Origin of the sequence: Nocardia inohanensis NBRC 100128, from assembly GCF_001612945.1 — a bacterium.
GTDB classification, from domain to species: Bacteria; Actinomycetota; Actinomycetes; order Mycobacteriales; family Mycobacteriaceae; genus Nocardia; species Nocardia inohanensis.
The window spans coordinates 432,748-454,743 of sequence record NZ_BDBK01000001.1 but is presented as its reverse complement, the minus strand read 5'-3'; the positions used below and the strand labels follow the sequence as shown (position 1 = coordinate 454,743).

20 protein-coding genes are annotated in these 21,996 nt (G+C 68.3%); 9 read left to right on the top strand and 11 right to left on the bottom strand.

Going from position 1 to position 21,996, the window contains the following annotated elements:
* The first annotated feature begins 20 nt into the window (after positions 1–20).
* The 3 genes from NI1_RS02200 to msrB all read left to right on the top strand — a co-directional run bounded on the left by NI1_RS02200 (position 21) and on the right by msrB (position 3,464).
* Positions 21–1,586, top strand: coding sequence for an alpha/beta hydrolase (locus tag NI1_RS02200; RefSeq protein WP_067813532.1), 1,566 nt, complete (start codon positions 21–23; stop codon positions 1,584–1,586).
* Positions 1,587–1,700: 114 nt separating this feature from the next.
* Entirely contained in the window at positions 1,701–2,999 is a 1,299-nt protein-coding gene (locus NI1_RS02195; RefSeq protein WP_067815112.1) for a glycosyltransferase family 87 protein, read from the top strand.
* A 27-nt stretch (positions 3,000–3,026) separates the two neighbouring features.
* Positions 3,027–3,464, top strand: coding sequence for a peptide-methionine (R)-S-oxide reductase MsrB (msrB, locus tag NI1_RS02190; RefSeq protein WP_067813530.1), 438 nt, complete (start codon positions 3,027–3,029; stop codon positions 3,462–3,464).
* Between the two features lie 71 nt (positions 3,465–3,535).
* Here msrB and hemQ read toward each other — a convergent pair whose 3' ends face one another.
* From hemQ to NI1_RS02180, 3 genes are all read right to left on the bottom strand, one after another.
* Positions 3,536–4,231, bottom strand: a complete 696-nt coding sequence (gene hemQ, locus NI1_RS02185; protein ID WP_067813527.1) for a hydrogen peroxide-dependent heme synthase — start codon at positions 4,229–4,231, stop codon at positions 3,536–3,538.
* The gene (locus NI1_RS37715) at positions 4,143–4,610 is read right to left on the bottom strand and encodes a hypothetical protein (protein WP_157534902.1); all 468 of its coding nucleotides are present in this window, start codon (positions 4,608–4,610) and stop codon (positions 4,143–4,145) included. Before NI1_RS37715 ends, hemQ begins: the two co-directional genes overlap by 89 nt.
* A gap of 110 nt (positions 4,611–4,720) precedes the next feature.
* Entirely contained in the window at positions 4,721–5,374 is a 654-nt protein-coding gene (locus NI1_RS02180; protein ID WP_067813525.1) for a TetR/AcrR family transcriptional regulator C-terminal domain-containing protein, read from the bottom strand.
* Between the two features lie 107 nt (positions 5,375–5,481).
* Here NI1_RS02180 and NI1_RS02175 point away from each other — a divergent pair, with 107 nt between their 5' ends.
* Complete coding sequence (locus NI1_RS02175) at positions 5,482–6,435, top strand: serine/threonine dehydratase (RefSeq protein ID WP_067813523.1); 954 nt, start codon at positions 5,482–5,484, stop codon at positions 6,433–6,435.
* Positions 6,436–6,503: 68 nt separating this feature from the next.
* On the opposite strand, the gene NI1_RS02170 is transcribed toward NI1_RS02175, so the two are convergent.
* Both NI1_RS02170 and hemE read right to left on the bottom strand, forming a co-directional pair.
* A complete protein-coding gene (locus tag NI1_RS02170; protein ID WP_067813521.1) occupies positions 6,504–7,850 on the bottom strand; it encodes a protoporphyrinogen oxidase in 1,347 nt (448 codons plus the stop codon).
* A 254-nt stretch (positions 7,851–8,104) separates the two neighbouring features.
* A complete protein-coding gene (hemE, locus tag NI1_RS02165) occupies positions 8,105–9,172 on the bottom strand; it encodes a uroporphyrinogen decarboxylase (protein WP_067813519.1) in 1,068 nt (355 codons plus the stop codon).
* A 74-nt stretch (positions 9,173–9,246) separates the two neighbouring features.
* On the opposite strand from hemE, the gene NI1_RS02160 reads away from it, so the two are divergent.
* Together NI1_RS02160 and NI1_RS02155 are read left to right on the top strand one after the other, a co-directional pair.
* Positions 9,247–9,876 (top strand): DUF3000 domain-containing protein, encoded by a 630-nt coding sequence (locus NI1_RS02160; protein ID WP_084522471.1) that lies wholly within the window; start codon positions 9,247–9,249, stop codon positions 9,874–9,876.
* 352 nt (positions 9,877–10,228) lie between these two features.
* Positions 10,229–11,479 carry a ribonuclease D gene (locus NI1_RS02155; protein ID WP_067813514.1) on the top strand — a complete coding sequence of 417 codons (1,251 nt, stop codon included), beginning with the start codon at positions 10,229–10,231 and terminating at the stop codon, positions 11,477–11,479.
* A 290-nt stretch (positions 11,480–11,769) separates the two neighbouring features.
* On the opposite strand, the gene NI1_RS02150 is transcribed toward NI1_RS02155, so the two are convergent.
* Both NI1_RS02150 and dxs read right to left on the bottom strand, forming a co-directional pair.
* Positions 11,770–12,573 carry an enoyl-CoA hydratase gene (locus NI1_RS02150; protein WP_067813512.1) on the bottom strand — a complete coding sequence of 268 codons (804 nt, stop codon included), beginning with the start codon at positions 12,571–12,573 and terminating at the stop codon, positions 11,770–11,772.
* 226 nt (positions 12,574–12,799) lie between these two features.
* Positions 12,800–14,767 (bottom strand): 1-deoxy-D-xylulose-5-phosphate synthase, encoded by a 1,968-nt coding sequence (gene dxs / locus NI1_RS02145; RefSeq protein ID WP_084522470.1) that lies wholly within the window; start codon positions 14,765–14,767, stop codon positions 12,800–12,802.
* A gap of 149 nt (positions 14,768–14,916) precedes the next feature.
* Between dxs and glsA the strand changes: the two genes are divergently transcribed.
* Positions 14,917–16,785: a glutaminase A gene (gene glsA / locus NI1_RS02140; RefSeq protein ID WP_245663026.1), complete on the top strand. Its 1,869-nt coding sequence runs from the start codon at positions 14,917–14,919 to the stop codon at positions 16,783–16,785.
* A 2-nt stretch (positions 16,786–16,787) separates the two neighbouring features.
* Here the strand turns inward: glsA and NI1_RS02135 are convergent, their stop codons facing one another.
* Complete coding sequence (locus NI1_RS02135; RefSeq protein ID WP_084522469.1) at positions 16,788–17,753, bottom strand: serine hydrolase; 966 nt, start codon at positions 17,751–17,753, stop codon at positions 16,788–16,790.
* A 188-nt stretch (positions 17,754–17,941) separates the two neighbouring features.
* Between NI1_RS02135 and NI1_RS02130 the strand changes: the two genes are divergently transcribed.
* Positions 17,942–18,439 (top strand): DnaJ family domain-containing protein, encoded by a 498-nt coding sequence (locus tag NI1_RS02130; RefSeq protein WP_067813508.1) that lies wholly within the window; start codon positions 17,942–17,944, stop codon positions 18,437–18,439.
* A 114-nt stretch (positions 18,440–18,553) separates the two neighbouring features.
* Here NI1_RS02130 and NI1_RS02125 read toward each other — a convergent pair whose 3' ends face one another.
* Both NI1_RS02125 and NI1_RS02120 read right to left on the bottom strand, forming a co-directional pair.
* Positions 18,554–19,075, bottom strand: a complete 522-nt coding sequence (locus tag NI1_RS02125) for a P-loop NTPase family protein (RefSeq protein WP_218026664.1) — start codon at positions 19,073–19,075, stop codon at positions 18,554–18,556.
* The gene (locus NI1_RS02120) at positions 19,072–19,650 is read right to left on the bottom strand and encodes a TetR/AcrR family transcriptional regulator (RefSeq protein ID WP_084522468.1); all 579 of its coding nucleotides are present in this window, start codon (positions 19,648–19,650) and stop codon (positions 19,072–19,074) included. Before NI1_RS02120 ends, NI1_RS02125 begins: the two co-directional genes overlap by 4 nt.
* Positions 19,651–19,735: 85 nt before the next feature.
* On the opposite strand from NI1_RS02120, the gene NI1_RS02115 reads away from it, so the two are divergent.
* Entirely contained in the window at positions 19,736–20,773 is a 1,038-nt protein-coding gene (locus tag NI1_RS02115; RefSeq protein WP_067813504.1) for a beta-ketoacyl-ACP synthase III, read from the top strand.
* Here the strand turns inward: NI1_RS02115 and NI1_RS02110 are convergent, their stop codons facing one another.
* Positions 20,774–21,985 (bottom strand): pyridoxal phosphate-dependent aminotransferase, encoded by a 1,212-nt coding sequence (locus NI1_RS02110; RefSeq protein WP_067815100.1) that lies wholly within the window; start codon positions 21,983–21,985, stop codon positions 20,774–20,776.
* Positions 21,986–21,996 lie beyond the last annotated feature (11 nt).

Below are 21,996 nucleotides of genomic sequence, written 5' to 3'. Positions count from 1 at the left end.
GACCTGGCAGGCTGTAGCGCATGCGCTGGACTCGGGCCGCTCTGCTGGCGTCGACACTTTCGATCCTGGTGACCACCGGCTGTGGTGCCGGACCCTCGGACCGTCCCGCCGTCGCGGTGGAACGCCCGCATCAGGCCGGGGCCGTCGAGACCCCCGGCACGCCGCCGAAACCGGAGCAGCCCGCGCCCGAAGTGCCCAAGACCGAACTGAACTGGCACGACTGCACCACGCCGACATTCAACCTGCTGTCGCTGGGCACGCCGCCCGCCGGAGTGGCGCTGGAGTGCGCGGAGTACTCGACCCAGGTCGATATCGCCGGCACCGTCGCGGGCAATTTCCGCACCGCGGCCATGCGAGCCCGGAACGACAAGACACCCAAGGACGCCGCGCCGCTGGTGCTCACCTCCGGCAATGATCGCGCGTCCACGGCCACCCTGGCCGGGCTGGCGGCCGGCCCGGCGTCCGCGCTGCTGACCTCGCGGCCCGTGGTGGCGGTGGATCGGCGCGGCATCGGCAGTTCGCAGGCGGTCAACTGCATGACCAGCGAGATTCGCAAGGTCATCAACGAACAGGGTCAATTCACGCGCGGCGCAACCGATCCCGTGGACGCGGTGGCCGAGGCCAGCCAGGACGCCACCATCGCCTGCCTGGACTTCCTCTCCCCCGCCCAGCAGACCTTCGACGCCGCGCACGCCGCCGACGATATCGAGCAGCTGCGCAAGCAATGGCAGGTCGAGCACATCGCGCTGCTGGGCACCGGCAGCGGCGGCAACGTGGCGCTCAGTTACGCGCGCAAATACGGCGACCACGTGGCGCGGCTGATGCTGGATTCGCCGCAGGCCGTCGGGCTGGACGCGGTCGGGCGCGCCGAGCTGAAGGTCAAGGGGGCCGAAGCGGCGCTCGCCGCGTACGCGCAGCGTTGCACGGCCCTGAAATGCGCGCTGGGCGGCGATCCGCGGGCCGCCGTCACCGAACTGGTGAAGCGGGCCGGGAACGGCGAATTCGGCGATCTGTCGGCGGCGGCGCTGGTGACCACCCTGAACGGCTACCTCGGCAATCCGGTGGCCGCGCAGAACAACACCATCACCGAATTCGCCGATGTGCTGGCCGCTTTGGGGCGCGGGGATCGGGGGCCCATCACGCCGTATGTGCTGCGGGCCAATTCGGCGATCGCGAGCGACGGCGAGTACGTGAACCGGTGCAGCGACAACTCCCAGCCCGCCTCCTCGGCGCGCGCCAAGGAACTCGAAGGCGCCTGGGGCAACCAGTACCCGGCGTTCGGCAAGGTCGCGGCCATCGACCTGATGGCCTGCTCGGCCTGGCCCGCCGCCGCGGTCATGCCACTGCCGGAGAAGTTCGAGAAGACGGTCCTGGTGCTGGGCGGCAATGCCGACCCGGTCACCGGACAGGACGGCCGGCCCTCGGTCAGCGGCGCGCTCGGCACCGCCGGCGCTCGCACCTCCACCGTCGTCTGGCAGGGCTGGGGGCACCCGAGTTTCTCGCGCTCGAGCTGCGTGCAGCAGGCCATGGTCGAATACCTGAAGGACGCCAAGCTGCCCGCCGACGGAACCGCCTGCCCGGCCTGAGTTATCCGGTCACCCCGGGAACCTGACGCGACCGGGGCGCGCGGGTGTGCGCCACGGCACGTTTTCGGCGGGTCCGCGCAACCTCGGGCGCGGTTTCCGGTGTACCGTGCCCGAGTGTTCCTTCGCCAGCTCGAGCCCCGCACCGCTCGCACCACCGCCGAGGTCCTGAACTTCGCCCTGTGGCCGTTCGCGATCCTGACCGTGATCAACCGGGTGTTCATCAAGGCTGTCAACGGGTACATCACCAATGACTTCCGCCCCGTCTACGACGCGTCGTTGAATTTCCTCAACCATCGCGCGGTGTACGGGGCGAACTTCAACTCCACCGACCCGCACTACCTGTATCCGCCCAGTGGGACGCTGTTGATCGCGCCGCTGGCCATCGTGGATCCGGAGAAGTCGCGGTGGCTGTTCATCCTGGTGAACGCGGCGGCCATCATCCTGGCCGGGTATTTGCTGTTGCGGCTGTTCAACTTCACGCTGAATTCGGTGGCCGCGCCCGCCCTGCTGCTGGCCATGTTCATGTCCGAGACCGTGACGAACACGCTGGTCTTCACCAATATCAACGGGTGCCTGCTGCTGGCGATGGTCGGGTATTTCCATCTGCTGCTCAAGCGCAAAGACCTATGGGCCGGTGCGGCTTTGGGGTTGACCATCGCGGTCAAGGGGCCATTGCTCGCGCCACTGCTGTTCATTCCGCTGGTGCGCGGGCAGTGGAAGGTGTTCATCACCGCCCTCGGCATTCCGGTGCTGCTGAATCTGGCGGCGTGGCCGTTGATCGTGGATTACAAGCAGTTCTGGTCGCACACCTGGCCGTACATCATGGAGTCGCGGGACTACTTCAACAGCGCCATCGTCGGCAATGCCGGGTACTACGGCGTCGCGGATTGGCTGACCTGGACCATCCGGATCGTCATGGGTGTGATGGTGCTGGCCATTCTGTGGATGCTGTACCGGTACTACCTCGATGACGAAGTGTTCTTCATCTGCACCACCTCCGGCGTGCTGATCGCGGGTGTGCTGCTGGTGGGTTCGCTGGGGCAGATGTACTACTCGATGTTCCTGTTCCCGCTGTTGATGACCGTGGTGCTGAAGAATTCGACGCTGCGGAACTGGCCGGCGTGGGTGGCGGTCTTCGGGTTCATGTCCTACGACAAGTGGCTCTCGGATCGCTGGCAGTCGACCGGACGGACCCTGGAGTACCTGCGCGTCACCTTCGGGTGGGGGCTGCTGCTCATCGTCATCTTCTGTGTCCTCGGCGAGCGGTACCTGACCGCGAAGCGCGAAGGCCGGTTGCAGGCGGGCAAATCCCTGGATCCGGCGTGGATGCACCCGGACCCGGTGGAGGCACCGGTCGCGCGCAATGGCCGTGCGCCCCATGCCGAACCGGTCGTGCAGGGCACCGGACACTGATCGCGGCGAAGTACTAGCGTGGGGAACATGAGTTCCGATGCCGATACTTCGCAACCGCGAATACAGCTGACACCGCAGGAATGGCGGGCCAAGCTGAGTCCCGAGGAGTACGCGGTGCTGCGGGAAGCGGGCACCGAGCGGGCTTTCACGGGTGAATACACCGATACCGAGACCGAGGGCGTCTATGCCTGCCGCGCCTGTGGGGCCGAATTGTTCCGCAGCACAGAGAAATTCCATTCGCACTGCGGCTGGCCGTCGTTCTTCGATCCGTCGAACTCCGACGCGGTGATCCTGAAGACCGACGATTCGCTCGGCATGCGACGCGTGGAAGTGCTGTGCCCCAACTGTCACAGTCACCTGGGGCACGTGTTCGAGGGCGAGGGTTACCCCACGCCCACGGACAAGCGCTACTGCATCAACTCCATTTCGCTGCGCCTGCACCCCTCGGACGAGGCAACGAAGTAGGTCGCAGGAAGCCTACGGAGCGAGCCGGATTCCCCGCATGCCCCGAATTGTCTGGGCAGGCGGGGAGTTTCCTACGGCAACGCCGCGATCAGCTGCTCGATCTCGACACGCGGGCCGGTGAAGAACGGGATCTCCTCGCGCACATGCAACCTCGCCTCGGTGGCGCGCAGATCACGCATCAGGTCCACGATGCGATGCAGTTCGGGGGCCTCGAAGGCGAGCAGCCACTCGTAATCGCCGAGCGCGAAGGACGAGACCGTATTGGCGCGCACATCGGGGTAGCCGCGCGCGGCCTTGCCGTGATCGGCGAGCATCTTGCGACGCTCCTCGTCGGGCAGCAGGTACCACTCGTAGGAGCGCACGAACGGGTACACGCAGATGTAGTTGCCCGGCTCCTCGCCCGCCAGGAACGCGGGGATGTGGGACTTGTTGAACTCGGCCGGGCGATGCAGGGCGGCATTGGACCACACCGGGTTCGAGGCCTGGCCCAGCTCGGTGGTGCGGCGGAAATCGGCGTAGGCGGCCTGGATCTCCTCGATCTTCTCGGCGTGCCACCAGATCATGAAATCGGCGTCGGCGCGCATGCCGGCGACATCGTAGATACCGCGCACGACCACGCCGCGCTCTTCCAGACCGTCGAAGAACTCCCGGGCCTCCTTGATGGCGGCCGCGCGGTCGTCACCGAGCACGCCGGGCTCCACCTGGAACACCGAGAACATGAGGTAGCGGATGGTGTCGTTGAGGGCCTTGTAGTCGAGTCGCGCCATGGGCCCATCGTGCCACTTTGGGTGAGCGGGCCCGGCGGCGCACCCCGGCCACCCCGCGCCGGTCCCCGCGCGGGCGTCGATACAGCAGGGCCGCAACGGCGTTCAGCACCGGCAGCAGCACCATCAGGAGCAACAGGCGGGAGCCGCCGGCCAGGATGCCGAGGCGTTCGAGCAGGAGCAGACCGTAGAGCAGCACCGTCCATTCGATGACATAGAGCAGCGGGAAGACCGATGCCGCCACCGCCCACAGCTTCACGGCCCACAGGCACGCGGGACGCAGCGCGGCGAGGCGCGTCGCTTCCGATGCGCAGAAACGGTTCGGTTCCCACCCGGTCGCGCCCCGGGACTCCGGTACGGCATCGGCCGGCCGCAGGCTCATCGCTCTCCTCCCCCGGCGCCGGTTCGGCGCCCAGCAGTCGTTTAGAGCGATATCGCGCAGGGGCGCAGGGGCGTTCACAGTGCCGGGTTACGGACCGGCATCGCGGAGGTTCAGGATTTCGGCGCGGCAGCCCAGGAGGTGATCAGACGGCGCAGGCCATCGCAGAAGATGTCGTCGCTGACGGTCAGCTGCGCCACCGTCTCCAGATGGGTGCCCAGCACCGGGAACTCCTCCGGATCCAGCGCCGCGAGGGCCGAACGGGTGCGCAGCCGAACCGTTTTGCGGTCGCGGTGCTCGATCAGCGCCGCGCAGCCCAGGGTGTAGAGGTACATCTCGCGATATGCCAGCAGGGCGTCGTCGACGGTGAGGCCGAGCGCGAGATTGTCGGCCAGTTGCGGTTCGGTCAGCCGGGACAGGATGCGCGGGCCGAACCACGAACGCGACCCTCTGAGCAGCACCAATCCCGGTCTGGTGCCGAGCAGTTCGTAGAGTGCGGTGAAACGGCGTTCGGTCAGCTCGGCCCATTCGCCGGAGCCCGCGGGGATCACCGGGAGGCTGTCGGCGAGGTGGTCGGCGAGCAGATCGAGCAGGCCGGCGAAGTCTCCGCCACCCCGGCGCACCACCGTGGTGTGCGACACCTCGAGATAGTTCGCGATGGCGCGGAAACTCAGCTCGGATCCGCCCTTTTCGCTGATGATCGCCAGTCCGGCGCGCGCGATCGCCTCCGGCGTGGCTTCGTCGAGCGATTTCGACTTCCTGGGCATTCGTCCAGCGTAAGTTACAGTGTAATTATCCGGCGAATCGAACCTGGGCGTGTTGCTGGGTGTGTCTGTATCGTCCGAAATCCGGCATCGAAGGCGAAGGAAGTGCAGTGCAACCGACTTACGCAGACGTGACAGCGGCCGCCGACCGAATCGCGGGGTACACCCGCCCGGTGGTGCTCGCGCCTGCCGACCCGGGAACCGTGCCCGCACCCGGCGGCGGACAGGTGTGGTTCGCGTTGGAGCATCTGCAATACAGCGGGAGCTTCAAGGCGCGCGGGGCCGCGAATTTCATCCTCGCGCATCAGGAAAGCGGTGAGCTGCCGAAGGTCGGGGTGACCATCGCCTCCGGTGGGAACGCGGGCGTGGCCTGCGCCTGGGCGGCGGGACTGGCCGATGCCGCCGCCACCGTCTTCCTGCCCGCCTCCGCGCCCGCGGTGAAGGTCGAGCGGCTGAAATCCCTCGGCGCGCAAGTCATGTCGGGCGGCAGCAGCTACGCCGAGGCCGCCGCCGACTGCGAGCGGTACGCCGCCGCCACCGGGGCGCTGCGCTCGCACGCCTACGACGATCCCTACATCGCAGCGGGCGCGGGCACGCTGCTCGACGAAATCGTCGCTCAGTTACCGACTTTGGACACCGTGGTCGTGTCGGTCGGCGGCGGCGGGCTCTTCACCGGGATGGCCGTCGCCGCCGCGCACCACGGCGTGCGAGTGGTCGCCGTCGAACCCGAAAACTGCCGGGCCTTCAATGCCGGACTCGCCGAAGGCAAACCGGTCGATGTGCCGGTGGACTCCATCGCCGCCGATTCCCTCGGGGCGAGCCGCACCTCCGAAATGGCGCTGGCCGCAGCAGCTCTCGCCGATACGCGCTCGGTACTCGTGACCGACGAACAGATCAGCGCCGCTCGCCGGCTCTTGTGGACCAACCGCCGGCTGCCGGTGGAACACGCCGCCGCAACGGCATTGGCCGCGCTGCGCTTCGGCGCCTACGTCCCGCGTCCCGGCGAACGCGTCGCGATCGTGCTCTGCGGCGGAAACACCGACCCCAGCGACCTCACCGCCTAGCCGTTTCATGATCAACGTGCGCCGTGTGCCGTCGATCATGGCGGGGCCGGCGCTGTGGTCTTCGTGGGCTAGGTGAGGTGGTTGAGGATTCGGGTGGCGGCGGCGGTGCCGGAGGCGGCGCAGGCAGGGACGCCTACGCCGTCGAGGTAGGAGCCGGCCAGGGCCAGGGCGGGGAGATCGGCTGTGGCGGTGCGGAGGTCGGCGATTCGGGTGGTGTGGCCGGGGGCGTATTGCGGGAGGCCGCGGGGCCAACGTTGGACGATCGCTTGGCGCGGGTGGATGGTTGCGCCGGTGACGGTGGCCAGGTCGGCTCTGGCGGCAGTGATCAGCTCTTCGTCGGACCAGGTTAGGGGGGCGGCGGCGCCGTAGCGGCCGAAGGAGGCTCGGACGACGGCCACTTCGCGGGCGGCCAGGTGCGGCCATTTGCGGCTGGAGAGGGTGAATGCCTTGGCGCGCAGGGGTTCTCCGGTGGCTACCAGGATGCCGGAGTTGTCGGGGAGAGCGGCGTCGGCGGGGAGGGCCATGGCCACCACCGCGGAGGAGGCCAGTTCGATTCCGGCGGCGAGTTCGGCTGCGGCGGGGGCGATCTCGGTGAGGAGTTCGGCTGCCTCGTCGGCCGGAACGGCCAGGATCACGGCGTCCACCGCGCCGATCGGGTCCAGGTCCCAGCCGGTGGCAGTGCGCAGCAGTTTGGTTGCGGGGGTACCGGTTTCGATCTTCACTGCGGCGGCGGCGCGGAGGGCGTCGAGGAGGACGCCGTAACCGTCACGGATGCCGCCGAAGACCGGGGCGGCGGAGGGGGCAGGCAGGGCGGCGGCGACGGCCGCCGTCAGGCTGGGCGCGCCGTTGTCGAGGGCGGCGGCGAGGGTCGGCAGGGCCGCGCGGACCCCGATCGTATTCGCAAGTCCCGCATACACTCCGCCGAGCAGCGGGTCGACGCTGCGATGAACCACCTGATCGCCGAAGCGATCTCCGACCAGCGCCGCTACGGACATATCGTCGCCGGGCGACCAATGCAGGGGGTGTTGAGGTTCCGTCGCTATGCGAGTCAGGGTTTCGGCATCGACCAGTCCGGTCACCGCTTCCGGTCCGGCCGGGATACCCATGAGCGTGCCCGCCGGCAGCGGATGGGTGCCGCCGTTCGACCAGATCAGAGGACGCCGCCCGGCGGGGTACACCAGCTGATCCTCGATCCCCAATTCGCGCATGAGCGAAGGGATTTCAGGACGGCGCCCGACGAACGCCTCCGCACCCAGATCCACCGGATCACCGGCCAGTTCACCGGTCCGCAAAATGCCGCCGACGCGTCCCCGCCGCTCGACCAGCACCAGGTCCGCCGCCGGCCCCAACGCCTGTCGCAATCGATACGCGGCAACCAGCCCACTGATCCCGCCACCGACCACCGCGATCCGCATCGACCACTCCCGTCACTCAGCGACCACCACAACCCGCCGACTTCCAGCACCGCCAGGCCACAGCGCCACAGCCCGCACCTCACGTCGAGCCGCTATACCGGCCAACCTACTCCCGCCCGAGATGTGAGCTGCGTCCGCGTCACACGCCCGCGTCGGCGCGAGTTGGTCTGCGCCCGCGTTGGAGACAAGCGATCTGGTGAGTGCGGGCGGGCGGTTTGTGGAGAGGGATTAGGGGTGGTTTGCGGCGGGGGTGGTTAGAGGGGGGCGGGGAGGCTGTGGATGAGGGCGACGGTGTCGGTGATGACGGTGGGGTCGGTGGCGGGCAGGACGCCGTGGCCGAGGTTGAAGATGTGGCCGGTGGCGCCGAGGGTGATGGCTTCGTCGGCTTCGTGGGCGATACGACGGACTTCGGCCTCGATGGCGGCGGGGCCGGCGAAGAGGACGGCCGGATCGAGGTTGCCCTGCAAGGCTTTTCCGGGGCCGACGCGTCGGATGGCGTCGGTGAGGGGAATACGCCAGTCGACGCCTACGACGTCCGCGCCGGCTTCGCCCATGGCGCCCAGCAGTTCTCCGGTGCCGACGCCGAAGTGGATGCGCGGGATGCCGGCGTCGGCCAGTTCGGTGAAGATGCGTTCGGAGTGCGGGAGCACGTATTCGCGGTACTGGGCCAGGGAGAGGGCGCCGGCCCAGGAATCGAAGAGCTGCATGGCGTCTACGCCGGCGTCGATCTGGGCGCGCAGGAATTCGATGGTGATGTCGGTGAGGACGCCGAGCAGTTGATGCCAGGTGTCGGGGTCGGCGAGCATCATCGCCTTGGTGCGTTCGTGATTCTTCGACGGGCCGCCCTCGACCAGATAGGAGGCGAGGGTGAAAGGCGCTCCGGCGAAACCGATCAGCGGAACCTGATCCAGGGCGTCCAGCAGGAGTTTGATGCCGGCGGTGACGGCGCCCACCTCTTCGGCGCGCAGGCGCGGCAGGGCGCGTACGTCGGCGACCGTGCGCACCGGATTGGCCACCACCGGGCCGACGCCGGGGACGATATCGAGGTCGATGCCCGCCGCCTTGAGCGGAACCACGATGTCGGAGAACAGGATTGCCGCGTCCATATCGTGGCGGCGGATCGGCTGCATGGTGATCTCGCAGACCAGCTCCGGATCGAAGCAGGATTGCAGCATGCCGATTCCGGCGCGCAGTTCCCGGTACTCCGGAAGGGACCGACCGGCCTGTCTCATGAACCACACCGGACGCCGATGCGGAACGCCACCCTTCGCGGCGACGAGGAAGGGTGCATCGGTCAACTGGCGGCGGCTGTGAGTGCTCATCGAGAGCCATCGTAAAGGGGTGTGACGGCGCGCCTCGCACGACTCCGGCCCCCGGCGGTCTACCGTTGCCTCCCGTGACACCGCTCGACTTCCGCGACGGCGCCGCACCGACCCCGGAACCCGAAGAACCCCCAAGGTTTCGCGCCGCGGTCGATGCGATGGGAACCGCAACCGTGCATCCTCGGATCGAGCTCGCTCCGATCCGCCCGCCCCAGCGCCTGGCTCCCTACTCCTACGCGTTAGGTGCGGAAGTCACGCGACCCGACACCAACGTGGTGCCCGTCGACTCCGACGGGGACGCGTTCGGCCGGCTCATCCTGCTGCACGACCCGAACGGGCAAGAAGCCTGGCACGGGGTGTTCCGGCTGGTGGCCTACATCCAGGCCGATATCGACTCCGCGCTCGCCGCCGACCCGCTGCTACCCGAGGTAGCGTGGAGCTGGCTGGTCGACGCGCTCGAATCGCGCACCGGGTTCACCGCGCTCGGCGGGACGGTGACCTCCACCAGTTCGGTCCGGTACGGCGATATCGCGGGACCGCCGCGGGCGCATCAACTCGAACTCCGCGCGTCCTGGACGGTCGGCGACTCCGAGATGCGGCCGCATGTGGAAGCCTTCGGTGAGGTGCTCGCCTACGCGGCGGGACTGCCGCCCGCGGGCGTGACGCGACTGGATATCCGGCGCGGCGACGCGGACGACGAGTAGATCGGTACGCCTGGACGCTCCCCCGCCGTCCTCGGCCGGCATGTCGGCATCCGCGAACCAGGTAGGCCGCAACCCGAATCCCGCTGCCCGTGAGCTCCCCGCCGAATGCGTGCCGGGATGGCGCGAACAGAGTCCGTAGGGGGCGGGTTTGCCGCCGCACCCGGGCATCTGCGGTGGTCAGTGTGATATTGCCCTCTGTGCCAGGGCGGCAATCACCCGATCAGAACTTCTGTACCGCAACGAAATCAGCGGGGGCGACGTACGATTCCGAGCAGCGCACAGCCGCGTACCGGTCGGCGGAATCACGACGGGACGCGGGTCCATCCCCGTCCTACCCGTAAAGTTCAAGACCATGTCCGTACCAGAAGAACCCGAAACCACTGCCGCGGTCCCCTTGCTCGCGCCAGTGGACGGTGTGCCGCCGGTATTGGACACCCCTGCCGAAATCGCCGAGGCCGCGCGCCGGTTGGCCGGCGGGACGGGTCCGCTGGCGGTCGATGCCGAGCGCGCCTCCGGATTCCGGTACTCCAATCGCGCGTATCTGATTCAGTTGCGGCGTGCGGGTGCGGGCAGTTTCCTCATCGATCCGGTGCCGGTGGACGAGGCGCTCACGCCGCTCGCGGACGCCATCAACGGGCTGGAATGGGTGCTGCACTCCGCCGATCAGGATCTGCCGGGCCTGGCGGAACTCGGGCTGTATCCGGCGCGACTGTTCGACACCGAACTGGGCGGGCGGCTCGCCGGGTACGAGCGTGTCGGGCTCGCCGCCATGGTGGAACGACTGCTCGGGCGCGAACTCCGCAAGGGGCACGGGGCCGCGGACTGGTCCACCCGGCCGCTGCCCGATGAATGGCTCAACTACGCGGCGCTCGATGTGGAGCTGCTGCTCGAACTGCGGGACGCGGTCGCGGTCGAGCTCGAGCATCAGGGCAAAACCGATTGGGCGGCCCAGGAATTCGAGCATGTGCGCCGCGCCGAACCCTCCGCACCCAAGGCCGAACGCTGGCGTCGCACCTCCGGCATCCATACGCTGCGGCGCACCCGCCAGCTCGCCATCGTCCGCGAACTGTGGACCACCCGCGACCGCCTGGCCCGCCTGCGCGATGTCGCGCCCGCCCGCATCCTGCCCGACTCCGCGATCGTGTCGGCCGCGACCGGCGAACCCAAAACCATCGCCCAGCTGCGTGCCCTGCCGATCTTCGGCGGTCCGCGCCAGCGCCGCTACTCCCGCGAATGGCTCGGCGCGGTCGAACGCGCCAGAGCCCTGCCGGACAGCGAACTGCCCCCGCTGACCCAGCCCTTCGACGGCCCGCCCCCGGTCAACCGCTGGGAACGCCGCGACCCGGCGGCCGCCGCCCGGCTGGCCAGCGCTCGCGCCGCCATGACCGAGCTGTCCAACGAGGTCTCGATCCCGGTCGAGAACCTGCTCACCCCGGACCTGCTCCGCCGCATGTGCTGGGACGGTCTGCCCCTGACCGTCACCAACGGCGACGGCCCCGCGCTCATCGACGCCTTCCTCACCGCGGGCGGCGCGCGCCCCTGGCAGCGCGAGCTCGCGGTCCCGCGGCTCGCCGCCGCTCTCTATCCCGCCCCCAAAGCCTGATCGCCGCGAGCGACGCGCCCTCCCCCGGCATTCCGGCGTGCTGTCGGCCGCAATCTCACTTCGATCGGTGAGATCCCGGCCGGTGAACACGCCGGGATGACGAAAGCGGCGACGCACCCCCGCTGTCGTGCGGGAACCGACGCACCCCGCTGCCGCGCAGGACTCGGCACACCTCGCTGCCGCGCAGGAACCGACACACCCCGTTGCCTTGCAGGAACCGACACACCTCGCTGCCGCGCAGGAACCGACGCACTTCGCTATTGGGCGGAAACCGTTGTGCGCGTGGATAGCTAGTGCTCGAAGTGGGGTGGGCGGCGGTCCTTGCGGGCGCGGATGGCCTCGTCGAAATTGTCGGTGGTGAGGCGGACGTAGAGCTGGGCGGTGCCTTCGTGCTGCATGTGGGATTCGAAGCTGCCCGCCTCCAGGCCGCTCCAGAGCATGCGCTTCGTCAGCTCCGCGCCGACGCGGCTCCAGCGCAGGATCTGGTCGGCGGTGTCGTAGGCGGATTCGAGGAGTTTGTCGCCGGGAACGACCTTGGACACGATGCCGATGCGCTCGGCTTCGGTGGAGTCGACGTCGCGGCCGGTGAGCATGATCTCGTAGGCCCGGGTGATGCCGATGGCGCGCGGCAGCAGATAACTGATGCCCAGTTCGGCCGAGGTGAGGCCGTTGTTGATGCCGGCCGCCCGGAAGTAGGCGTCCTCGGCGGCGATCCGGATATCGGTGCCCATGGCCAGGCAGAAGCCGCCGCCGATGGCCGCGCCGTTGATGGCCGAGATGACCGGCTGGTGCATGCGGCGGATGGTCAGCATGACGTTGTTGAGCAGTTCCATCGAGCGGCGGGCGACGGTGGTCTTGGTCAACCCCTCCACCCCGGGGACCTTGCCCGCGTGCGTGAGGTCCGCGCCGGAGCAGAAGCCGTGGCCCGCGCCGGTCAGCACCACCGCGCGCACCTCGTTGTCCGCCGCGACCGCTTCGAGGGTTTCGCGCAGCGGCACCATCACATCGAATGCCATGGCGTTCATCCGCTCGGGGCGGTTGAGGGTGACCAGGGCGATGCCCGGGCGCGGCTTGTCTACGAGGACGAATGTCATGCGGACTCCTGACCGGAAAACTGTAACCGGTTACAGAATCTACGCGAGAACGGCTGCGGCGTATACGAAAACGGGCAGCACCCCGAGGGTGCCGCCCGTTGCGGGTCGAGGCCGAGTTGCTGCGCGACCCGGACGGCCGACGTGACCGGGCCGAGCCGAGGAACCCCGCCGCTCCTGCGAGGCGCGGCGACCGCAGCCGGCTACTACGCGAGCGTGGCTCGCGAACTTACTCCGCCAGCGCGCGTTCGGCAGGGTCGGCGACGGAGCCGATTTCCGCTTCCGCCATCGCCTTGTCCGCTTCGGCGCTGTCGCCGAGCCAGCCGTGCACGCGGCGGGCGATATCGCCGGGGGTGAGGCCGAGTTCCTGACGGACCTGCGGGATCGACGCGTGATCCAGGAAGCGCTGCGGGACACCGATATCGCGGGTCGGCACATCCACGCCGGATTCGCGCATGCGCGCCGAGACCGTGCTGCCGATACCGCCGTGCAGGCCGCTGTCCTCCAGAGTGACGACCAGGCGGTAGTTCTCGGCCAGCTTCACCACGGTGTCGGAGACCGGCAGCACCCAGCGCGGGTCGATGACGGTGACCGAAACGCCTTCGGCCGACAGCAGATCCGCGACCCGCAAGGCCAGGTCCGCGAACGCGCCGACCGCGACGAGCAGCACATCGCCGCGCACCGATTGCGCGGAAGCACCGGCCGCTTCGGGCAGCCGCAGCACGTCCACGCCTTCGACGCGCTCGACGGCCGAGATCTCCTCGGCGACAGTGCCCTTCGGGAAGCGGATCGCGGTGGGGCCGTCGCTGATGTGCAGCGCTTCGCCGAGTTCGTCACGCAGCGTGGCGGCATCGCGCGGGGCGGCCACCCGGATGCCCGGAATGATGCCCAGCACCGACAGATCCCACATGCCGTTGTGCGAAGCGCCGTCGTCACCGGTGATGCCCGCGCGGTCCAGGACCAGCGTCACGGGCAGCTTCAGCAGTGCCACATCCATGAGCAGCTGGTCGAAGGCGCGGTTCAGGAAGGTGGAGTAGATGGCGACCACCGGATGCAGCCCGCCCAGCGCCATCCCGGCCGCGGAGGTGATGGCGTGCTGTTCGGCGATGCCCACGTCGAACATGCGCTCGGGGAAACGATCACCGAACGCCGACAGACCGGTCGGTCCTGGCATGGCGGCGGTAATCGCCACGATGTCGTCCCGCTGCTCGGCCTGCGCGATCAATTCCTTGGAGAACACCGAAGTCCAGCTGGCCCCGGACGAACTGCCCACCGGCTCACCGGTTTCCGGATCGATCCGGCCCACGGCATGCATCTGATCGGCTTCGTGATCCTCGGCGGGCTTGTAGCCGCGGCCCTTCTGAGTCACGACATGCACCACCACCGGACCGCCGAAGTCCTTGGCGCGCCGCAGCGCACCCTCGAGGGCGACCGTGTCGTGACCGTCCACCGGGCCCACGTACTTCAGCCCGATATCGCCGAACAGCTCCTGCGGCGCGACGGCATCCTTGATGCCGGTCTTGATGGCGTGCAGCATCGAATACGCCGAATCCCCCACGCGCGGAATGCTCTGCACGATCCGTTTGGTGGCATCGAGGGCATGCTCGTAGGCGGGCTGCATGCGCAGACCGGCGAGCCGATCGGCCAGACCGCCGATGGTCGGGGCATAGGACCGGCCGTTGTCGTTGACCACGATCACCACCGAGCGATCCTGCCCGGCGGCGATATTGTTCAACGCCTCCCAGCACATGCCGCCGGTGAGCGCGCCGTCACCGACGACCGCCACCACCGACCGCTTCTGCCGGGTCAGATCGAACGCCTTGGCCAGACCGTCGGCGTAGGACAGCGAGGCCGACGCGTGCGAGGACTCCACCCAGTCGTGCGCGCTCTCGGCGCGGCACGGATATCCGGACAGACCGCCCTGCTTGCGCAGCGTGTCGAAGCCGTCCTTGCGACCGGTCAGGATCTTGTGGACATAGGACTGGTGCCCGGTGTCGAAGATGATCGGGTCGGCGGGCGAGTCGAATACGCGGTGCAGCGCGATGGTGAGCTCGACGACGCCGAGGTTCGGCCCCAGATGCCCGCCCGTCGCCGCGACTTTGCGCACCAGGAACTCGCGGATCTCCTCCGCCAGCTCACGCAGCTCCGGTACCGACAGCCGGCGCAAGTCCTCGGGCGTGTCGACCCGGGAAAGCACTCCCACGGCTATTGCTCCCTCCGGATGTCTCCTGTGTTTGCAACAGTCTACGGAGCCCCGCCCGACCTCAGACGCCAGGAACGAAACCCACCTGCGACATCCGTAAGGAATGTGAGGCTCCACACACACTACCCGGATACAGTGGCGCGGTGGCCCCTTCCGCATCGATCAGCGCCGGCTCCGGGCTCGCTACCAGCGGTGTTGTCGCCCGCTTGATCGACGAAGTGTACGAATTGTGCCGTTCGGATACCTCCGGAACGCTGGCCGACTACATCCCGGAACTGGCGGCGGTGCAACCGGATTCGTTCGGCATCTGCCTGGCGACGGCGGACGGGCGGGTGTACGGCAGCGGAGATCTGGACACCTGCTTCACGATTCAGTCGATCTCGAAACCGTTCACCTACGCGCTGGCGCTGGCGGATCGGGGACTGGACGCGGTCGGCGAACGCATCGATGTGGAGCCGTCCGGGGAACCGTTCAACGAGATCAGCCTCGACCCGAAGACGCAGCGGCCACGCAATCCGATGATCAATGCCGGGGCGATCACCGCTGCTTCGCTGATCACCGGGCGTGATGCCGCGGATCGGTTCACGCGAATCCGGCGCAGTTACAGCCGATTCGCGGGGCGGGAGCTGCGGTTGAACGAGGAGGTGTACGCCTCCGAGGCGCGGACCGGGTATCGCAATCGGGCCATCGGGTATCTGCTGCGCGGGGCCGGGATCATCGATATCGATCCGGACGAAGCGGTCGACCGGTATTTCCGGCAGTGCTCCATCGACGTCACCTGTCGCGATCTGGCCGTGATGGCGGCGACGCTGGCCAACAGCGGGGTGAATCCGCTCACCCGCGAACGCGCGCTGTCGGGGCCGCTGGTCGAGCAGGTGCTGTCGGTGATGACCACCTGCGGTATGTACGACGCGGCCGGCGACTGGGTGACCACCGTCGGGCTGCCCGCGAAAAGCGGTGTGGGCGGCGGGATTCTGGCGGTGCTGCCGGGGCAGATCGGGATCGCGGTGTACTCGCCGCGCCTGGACCAGCACGGCAGCAGCGTGCGCGGGGTGAAAGCGTGCCGGGAACTCTCGACGCGGCTGGGACTGCACTTCCTGCATGTGACGCGGGCCGCGCGCACCGCGATCCGGACCGCGTATTCGGTGGCCGAAGCGCCGTCACGGCTGCGCCGGGAGCCCGAAGAGCTGGCGGTACTGCGCGAATTCGGGGATCGGGCACAGATTTTCGAATTGCACGGCGACCTGTTCTTCGCGGGCGCCGAATCCACGGTGCGCGCGGTCGAGCAGACGCCGGGCGAATTGGCGGCGCTGGTACTGGATCTGCGGGAGGTCGGCGAGGTGAGCGCGATCGCCATCCGGATGCTCGACGATCTGCAATCGGAGCTGGCGGGCGCGGGGACGCGGGTGGCGCTGGTCGATCCGGACGCCAAGCTCGGGCGGATGGTCTCCAGCCTGGATCCGGCCGATCCGCACGGGCGGGTGTTCATCGACCGCGATGCGGCGACGGAGTGGTGTGAGCAGCTCATTCTGGATCGGCACACGCCGCCCGAGCAGCGGACGCCGGCCGCGTACAGCGTGGACGAGCATCCGGCGCTGGCGGCCATGCCCGAGGACGAACGGCGGGTGCTGGCCAAGGAATTCGAGACCCGGACGGTGGCGCGCGGGGAGTTGATCGTGGCGCACGACAGTCCGCGCTGCGGGTTGTTCCTGATCCTGTCGGGGCGGGTGCGGTTCACCTTCGACGATCGCGAGCATCGACGGCATCGCCTGGTCACGCTGACCTCGGGCATGTCGTTCGGGGAGATGTCGATGCTGGCCGGGGTGCGGTTCGCCAATGACGTGTACGCGGAATCGACGGTGCGGCTGGCCGTGCTGCCGCCCGGGAAGTTCGATCTGCTCGCCAGTCAGGCGCCCGAAGTGAAACTGGCACTGCTGGAACGCCTGGCGGCCGCGGCCTACGCGCAAGCCGATGCCGCCGTCCGCGCGCTGGCGGCGCACGGCGGTATCTGAGGTCAGTGGCCCCGGGCGATCACCTTCGGATTCACGTAACTGCGCAATGGTGACAGCCCCTTGTAGGTGTCGATCATGAAGCGTCCCAGGGCCGCATGCGCCGCGACGATCGGGTTGGTGCCGCCGTAATTGCCGGAGTCGGGCGCTTGATCGGCGAAGAACGAGAACACCACCAGCGGTGCGCCGTTCTCGTCGAGCATCACACCGGTCTCGTGCCGGCGATCCTCGGCCGCACCGAATTTGGTGGCGAAGCGGGAGCGTTCTTCCGAGGACATGTAGCGCCGGACGCCATCGGTGTAACCGACCCCGGACCAGGTCATGACGCGCATGATCGCCTGCGTCGACGACTTGGACAGCAGCGTCCCCGATGCCAGCCGATACAACAGCTCGTTGTTCTCCCGGGGCGTAGTCACCCCGAGATAGAACCGGTCCTCCCCCGGAATCGGCTCCACCCGAGTCTTTTCGAACCCGAGCTTGTCCAGATTCGTATTGATCGTCTCCCCCGAAACGAACCGCGACAACAACCGCACCGCCGTGTTATCCGACACCTGCAACATGGAGGTGAGCAGACTGGCGACCGTCAACTGATCCCCGAACGCCGCCTGATTCAAATAGATCCCACTCCCCTCCATAACGCTCGCCTCATCCAGAGTCGTTGTGTCCGTGAGCCGCACCCGCCCCGCATCCACCTCGGCCAGCACCCCCGCCATGACGGCCAGCTTCTGCACACTCGCCCCCTCGATCAGAAAATCCGCATCCTGATCGACAACAGCGGTCCGCTCCCCCGACCCCAGCTCGGTCACATACGCATGCCACCGTCCACCCGCCGCCTTGGCCACCGTCCGGAACTCCGCATCGAACGCCCCGCCCGCCGCCGAAGGTTCCGCCCCCGCGGCCCCCGCCCCCAACAACCCGCCCGCCGCGATCGTGCTCGCCGCCAACAGAGTTCGCCTGGTGATCTTTTCCACCCGCCGAAAGCTAGCCGTGCCGAACAGGTTTCAGCAAGCGAGCGAGCAACTTCACGCGAATCGATCGGCGCGCTCCTTCGCCATGGCGCGAGCGATGACCTCGTCGCCCCCACGACGTCGAAATCGGACAGGACACTACCGGAGTCGACCCCGCCACACCGACCTGTGGTTTCGGTAGCCTCGGTGGTGTGACCGAGCGCAAACCGCCCGATCTCACCTTCGAGTCATGGATCGACAAGCAGATCCGGGAATCGACCGAGCGGGGCGAATTCGAGAATCTGCCCGGGGCCGGGCAACCCATACCGCCGGGGGCGGCGGATGAGGACTGGTGGCTGCGGTCCGCGTTGAAACGCGAAGGGCTCAGTGCCGACGCGCTGCTTCCGGAGTCGATCGTGCTGCGGCGGGATCGGGAGCGGTTACTCGACACCGTGCGGGGGATGCGGTCCGAACGGGAAGTGCGCGAAGCCGTTTCCGAACTCAACGATCGGATTGTGCGATGGCTGCGGATGCCGAGCGGGCCGCCGGTGCCGATCGCGCCGGTGAAACTGGAGGAGGTTGTCGCGCAGTGGACGGCGGAACGTGGGGCCGCACGGGTCGAGGCCACGAAGCCGCGTACGGTTCGGGACACAACTGACGAGCAGCGCGGATCCCACTGGTGGCGAAGAATCTTCAGCCGCACCCGCTGACAAGTTTCAACTCGTCCGCATCGTCGTCCCGGCGTGCTCTCAACCGGGATCCACCTGGGGCGGGCATCCCGGATTCCGGCTGAGAGCATGCCGGAATCGCGGAAAGGGCGCGGATCACGGGAGTTGGCGTAACCAGGCGTCGGCTTCGGCGGCGGTGCGCAGGCGGATCACGGTCAGGTGGGGGAAGTCGGGGATGCGGGCTTCGGTGTGGGCGCGGCGGGTCGCGTGCTGGGACCAGGCCCAGCGCATCGGGTGGTCGGGTTGGAGCCAGTTGCGGGCGGATTCGCGGTTGCCGTTCCAGAGTTCACGGCGGGTCAGGGTGCGGAGCGCGGAGCGGCGGATGACGCGGGGCATGACGGTGGAGCGCGGGAGGTCGAGCCAGATCAGGGTGTCGGCGCGGGACCAGAGGAGACCGCCGAGGGTGCGGTAGTACTGGTCTTCGGTCACCCAGCTGTCGGTGCGAGCGAACCGCTCGACTTCGGCTTCGAATTCGGGGCGTTTGATCCAGCCGGGGCCGTGATGGAGGGCGTCCAGCTCGTAGCGCGGAAGGTGCAGGCGCTCAGCTAGTTTCGTGGCCAGGGTGGTTTTTCCGGCGCCGGAGATGCCGGAGACCAGGATGCGGCGCATGGGGGTCATCGGGCGGGTAGGTGATGGGTGAGCAGGATGCCTAGTTGGGTGCGGGCGTCTTCGAAGGGGCGGGAGGATTTGAGGGCGCGGCTCTGCACGATCGCGCCTTCGATGACCGAGACCAGCAGGCCGGCCAGGGCGCGGGCGGTGGCGCGGTCGAGGCCGGCGGCGGCCAGGCCTTCGGCGAGGCGGTCGGTCCATTCGGCGAACGCCTGGGCCGCGGCGGATTGCACGGGCGGGTCGACGTCGAGGGCGGCGGCCATCATGAAGGAGCCGGCGCGGTAGTCGGTGGTCTCGAGCTGGGTGCGCCAGAAGGCGAACAGGTCCTCGAGCCAGCCGTCGATGGAGGGGGCGGCGGCGAGGGCGTCGGCCATGCGGCTCAGATGGTTGTAGACCAGCCGGGAGACGATTTTCGCGGCGGTCTCGATCAGCTCGCCCTTGCCCGCCGGGAAGTGCTGATACAGCGAATTGCGCGAGGCATTGCTGCGTTTGAGCAGCTCACTCAGGCCGGCAGCGTGCACGCCGTGCTCTTGCACCGCCGCGATGGTGCTCGAGATCAGGCGCGCCCGGGGTCCCGCTGTCAAAAATCCTCCAGCCCTTGTGTGAACCGATCGGTCCATGTTAGACGTTATCCCTGTGAACCGATCGGTTCACACACGAGAGGAAGCCATGCCCGCGACCATCGCCACCGCAGCCCCGGTCACGCACGCCGCCATCCTCGGCCTGGGCGCATACCGCCCGCGCCGGGTGGTGCCCAATGCCGAGATCATCGATCGCATCGACTCCTCCGACGAGTGGATCAAGACCCGCTCGGGCATCGCCGCCCGCCGCTGGGCCGACGCCGACGAAACCATCGTCTCCATGAGCACCGCCGCCGCCCGGGACGCGCTCACCGCGGCCGGCATCACCGCCGAACAGATCGACACCGTGGTCCTGGCCACCTCCTCGCAGATGGTGCTGGGACCCTCCGCCGGAGCCGTCGTCGCCACCGAGCTCGGCATGCACGACACCGCCGCTTTCGATGTCTCGGCGGGCTGCGCGGGCTTCTGCTACGCGCTCGGCGATGCCGCCGCCCTGGTGCGCTCGGGGCAGTCGCGCTACGTGCTGGTGATCGGCGTGGAGCGGCTCTCGGACCTGCTCGACACCTCCGACCGCACCTGCGCGTTCATCTTCGCCGACGGCGCGGGCGCGGTCGTGGTGGGCCCGTCCGAGGAGGAGGGCATCGGCCCGGTGGCCTGGGGCTCGGATGGCAGCCAGACCGCGGCCATCAAGCAGGACAAGGACTTTCAGCAGTACTTCGCCGAGGTCGCCGAGGCCGAGCGCACCGGCGGGACCACGGTGCGGCCCTACATCCGGATGAACGGCACCGCCGTATTCCGCTGGGCCGTCACGTTTTTGGAGAAGGCGTGCCGGGACGCGCTGGACAAGGCGGGCGTGAGCGTCGCCGACCTGGACGCGTTCGTGCCGCATCAGGCCAATATCCGGATCACCGAGGCACTGGTGCGGGCGCTGCACATCCCCGAGAACGTCGCTGTCGCAAAGGATATCGTCGAGACCGGTAATACCAGCGCCGCCTCCATCCCGATGGCGATGGAGGAGCTGATCCGCTCGGGCGGGGCAAAGAAGGGCGACACCGCGCTGCTGCTCGGCTTCGGCGCGGGCCTGGCCTATGCCGGACAGGTCGTGCGCCTGCCCGGCATCGCGTAACTACTGGCGGTAGGTCGCCAGGAACCTGCCGATGCGCTCGATGATCGCCTCCAGATCATCGGCGTGCGGCAGGGTGACGATGCGGAAGTGGTCCGGGCGCGGCCAATTGAACCCCGTGCCCTGGACGATGTGGATCTTCTCCTGCAACAGCAGATCCAGCACGAACTTCTCGTCGCTGTGGATCGGGTAGACGTTCAGGTCGATGCGCGGGAAAGCGTAGAGCGCGCCTTCGGGTTTCACGCAGGAGATGCCGGGGATGGCATTGAGCGCCTCCCAGGTGCGGTCGCGCTGATCCAGCAGCCGGCCGCCCGGACCGGTGAGATCGTAGATGCTCTGGTGACCGCCTAGCGCGGCCTGAATCGCCTGCTGCGCGGGCACATTCGCGCACAGGCGCAGGCCCGCGAGCATGGTGAGGCCCTCGAGGTAGTTCTCGGCGTGCTCGGTCGGGCCGGAGACGACCAGCCAGCCGCCGCGGAATCCGGCCGCGCGGTAGGACTTCGAGAGACCGGAGAAGGTCAGGCAGAGCAGGTCCGGGGCGAGGGAGGCGGTCGCGGTGTGGGTGAGGCCGTCGTAGAGGATCTTGTCGTAGATCTCGTCGGAGAAGACGACCAGGTTGTGGCGGCGGGCGACCTCGAGGATGGCGCGCAGCACCTCGGGTGAATAGACCGCTCCGGTGGGATTGTTCGGGTTGATGATGACGATGGCCCGGGTCCGGTCACTGATCTTGGATTCGATATCGGCGATGTCCGGAGCCCAATCCGCGCCCTCGTCGCAGAGGTAATGCACCGGCCGCCCGCCGTTCAACGCGGTCGCGGCGGTCCACAGCGGGAAGTCCGGCGCGGGGATGAGCACCTCGTCCCCGTTCTCCAGCAGCGCCGTCATGGCCATCATGATCAGCTCGGAGACGCCGTTGCCGAGGAACACCTCCTCCACGTCCACCTCGTTCACGCCCAGCGTCTCGTAGTACTGCACCACCGCGCGCCGCGCCGACAGCAATCCCTTCGACGACGAATATCCGCTCGAGGCAGGCAGATTCCGGACCATGTCCTGCAAGATCGCCGCCGGCGCTTCGAATCCGAACGGCAGCGGATTGCCGGTGTTCAGCTTCACCACGTGATGCCCCTCGGCCTCCAGCCGCGCCGCATGCTCGGCGACCGGGCCGCGAATCTCGTACGACACTCCCGCGAGCTTGCTCGACTGCTTGACCTGCATGGACATCCCCT

Coding starts and splice junctions, on each gene's coding strand:
- NI1_RS02200 (WP_067813532.1), top strand. CDS start 21: ATGCGCTGGACTCGGGCCGCTCTGCTGGCGTCGACACTTTCGATCCTG.
- msrB (WP_067813530.1), top strand. CDS start 3,027: ATGAGTTCCGATGCCGATACTTCGCAACCGCGAATACAGCTGACACCG.
- hemQ (WP_067813527.1), bottom strand. CDS start 4,231: ATGGCGCGACTCGACTACAAGGCCCTCAACGACACCATCCGCTACCTC.
- NI1_RS37715 (WP_157534902.1), bottom strand. CDS start 4,610: ATGAGCCTGCGGCCGGCCGATGCCGTACCGGAGTCCCGGGGCGCGACC.
- NI1_RS02180 (WP_067813525.1), bottom strand. CDS start 5,374: ATGCCCAGGAAGTCGAAATCGCTCGACGAAGCCACGCCGGAGGCGATC.
- NI1_RS02170 (WP_067813521.1), bottom strand. CDS start 7,850: ATGCGGATCGCGGTGGTCGGTGGCGGGATCAGTGGGCTGGTTGCCGCG.
- hemE (WP_067813519.1), bottom strand. CDS start 9,172: ATGAGCACTCACAGCCGCCGCCAGTTGACCGATGCACCCTTCCTCGTC.
- NI1_RS02155 (WP_067813514.1), top strand. CDS start 10,229: ATGTCCGTACCAGAAGAACCCGAAACCACTGCCGCGGTCCCCTTGCTC.
- NI1_RS02150 (WP_067813512.1), bottom strand. CDS start 12,573: ATGACATTCGTCCTCGTAGACAAGCCGCGCCCGGGCATCGCCCTGGTC.
- NI1_RS02125 (WP_218026664.1), bottom strand. CDS start 19,075: ATGACCCCCATGCGCCGCATCCTGGTCTCCGGCATCTCCGGCGCCGGA.
- NI1_RS02115 (WP_067813504.1), top strand. CDS start 19,736: ATGCCCGCGACCATCGCCACCGCAGCCCCGGTCACGCACGCCGCCATC.
- NI1_RS02110 (WP_067815100.1), bottom strand. CDS start 21,985: ATGCAGGTCAAGCAGTCGAGCAAGCTCGCGGGAGTGTCGTACGAGATT.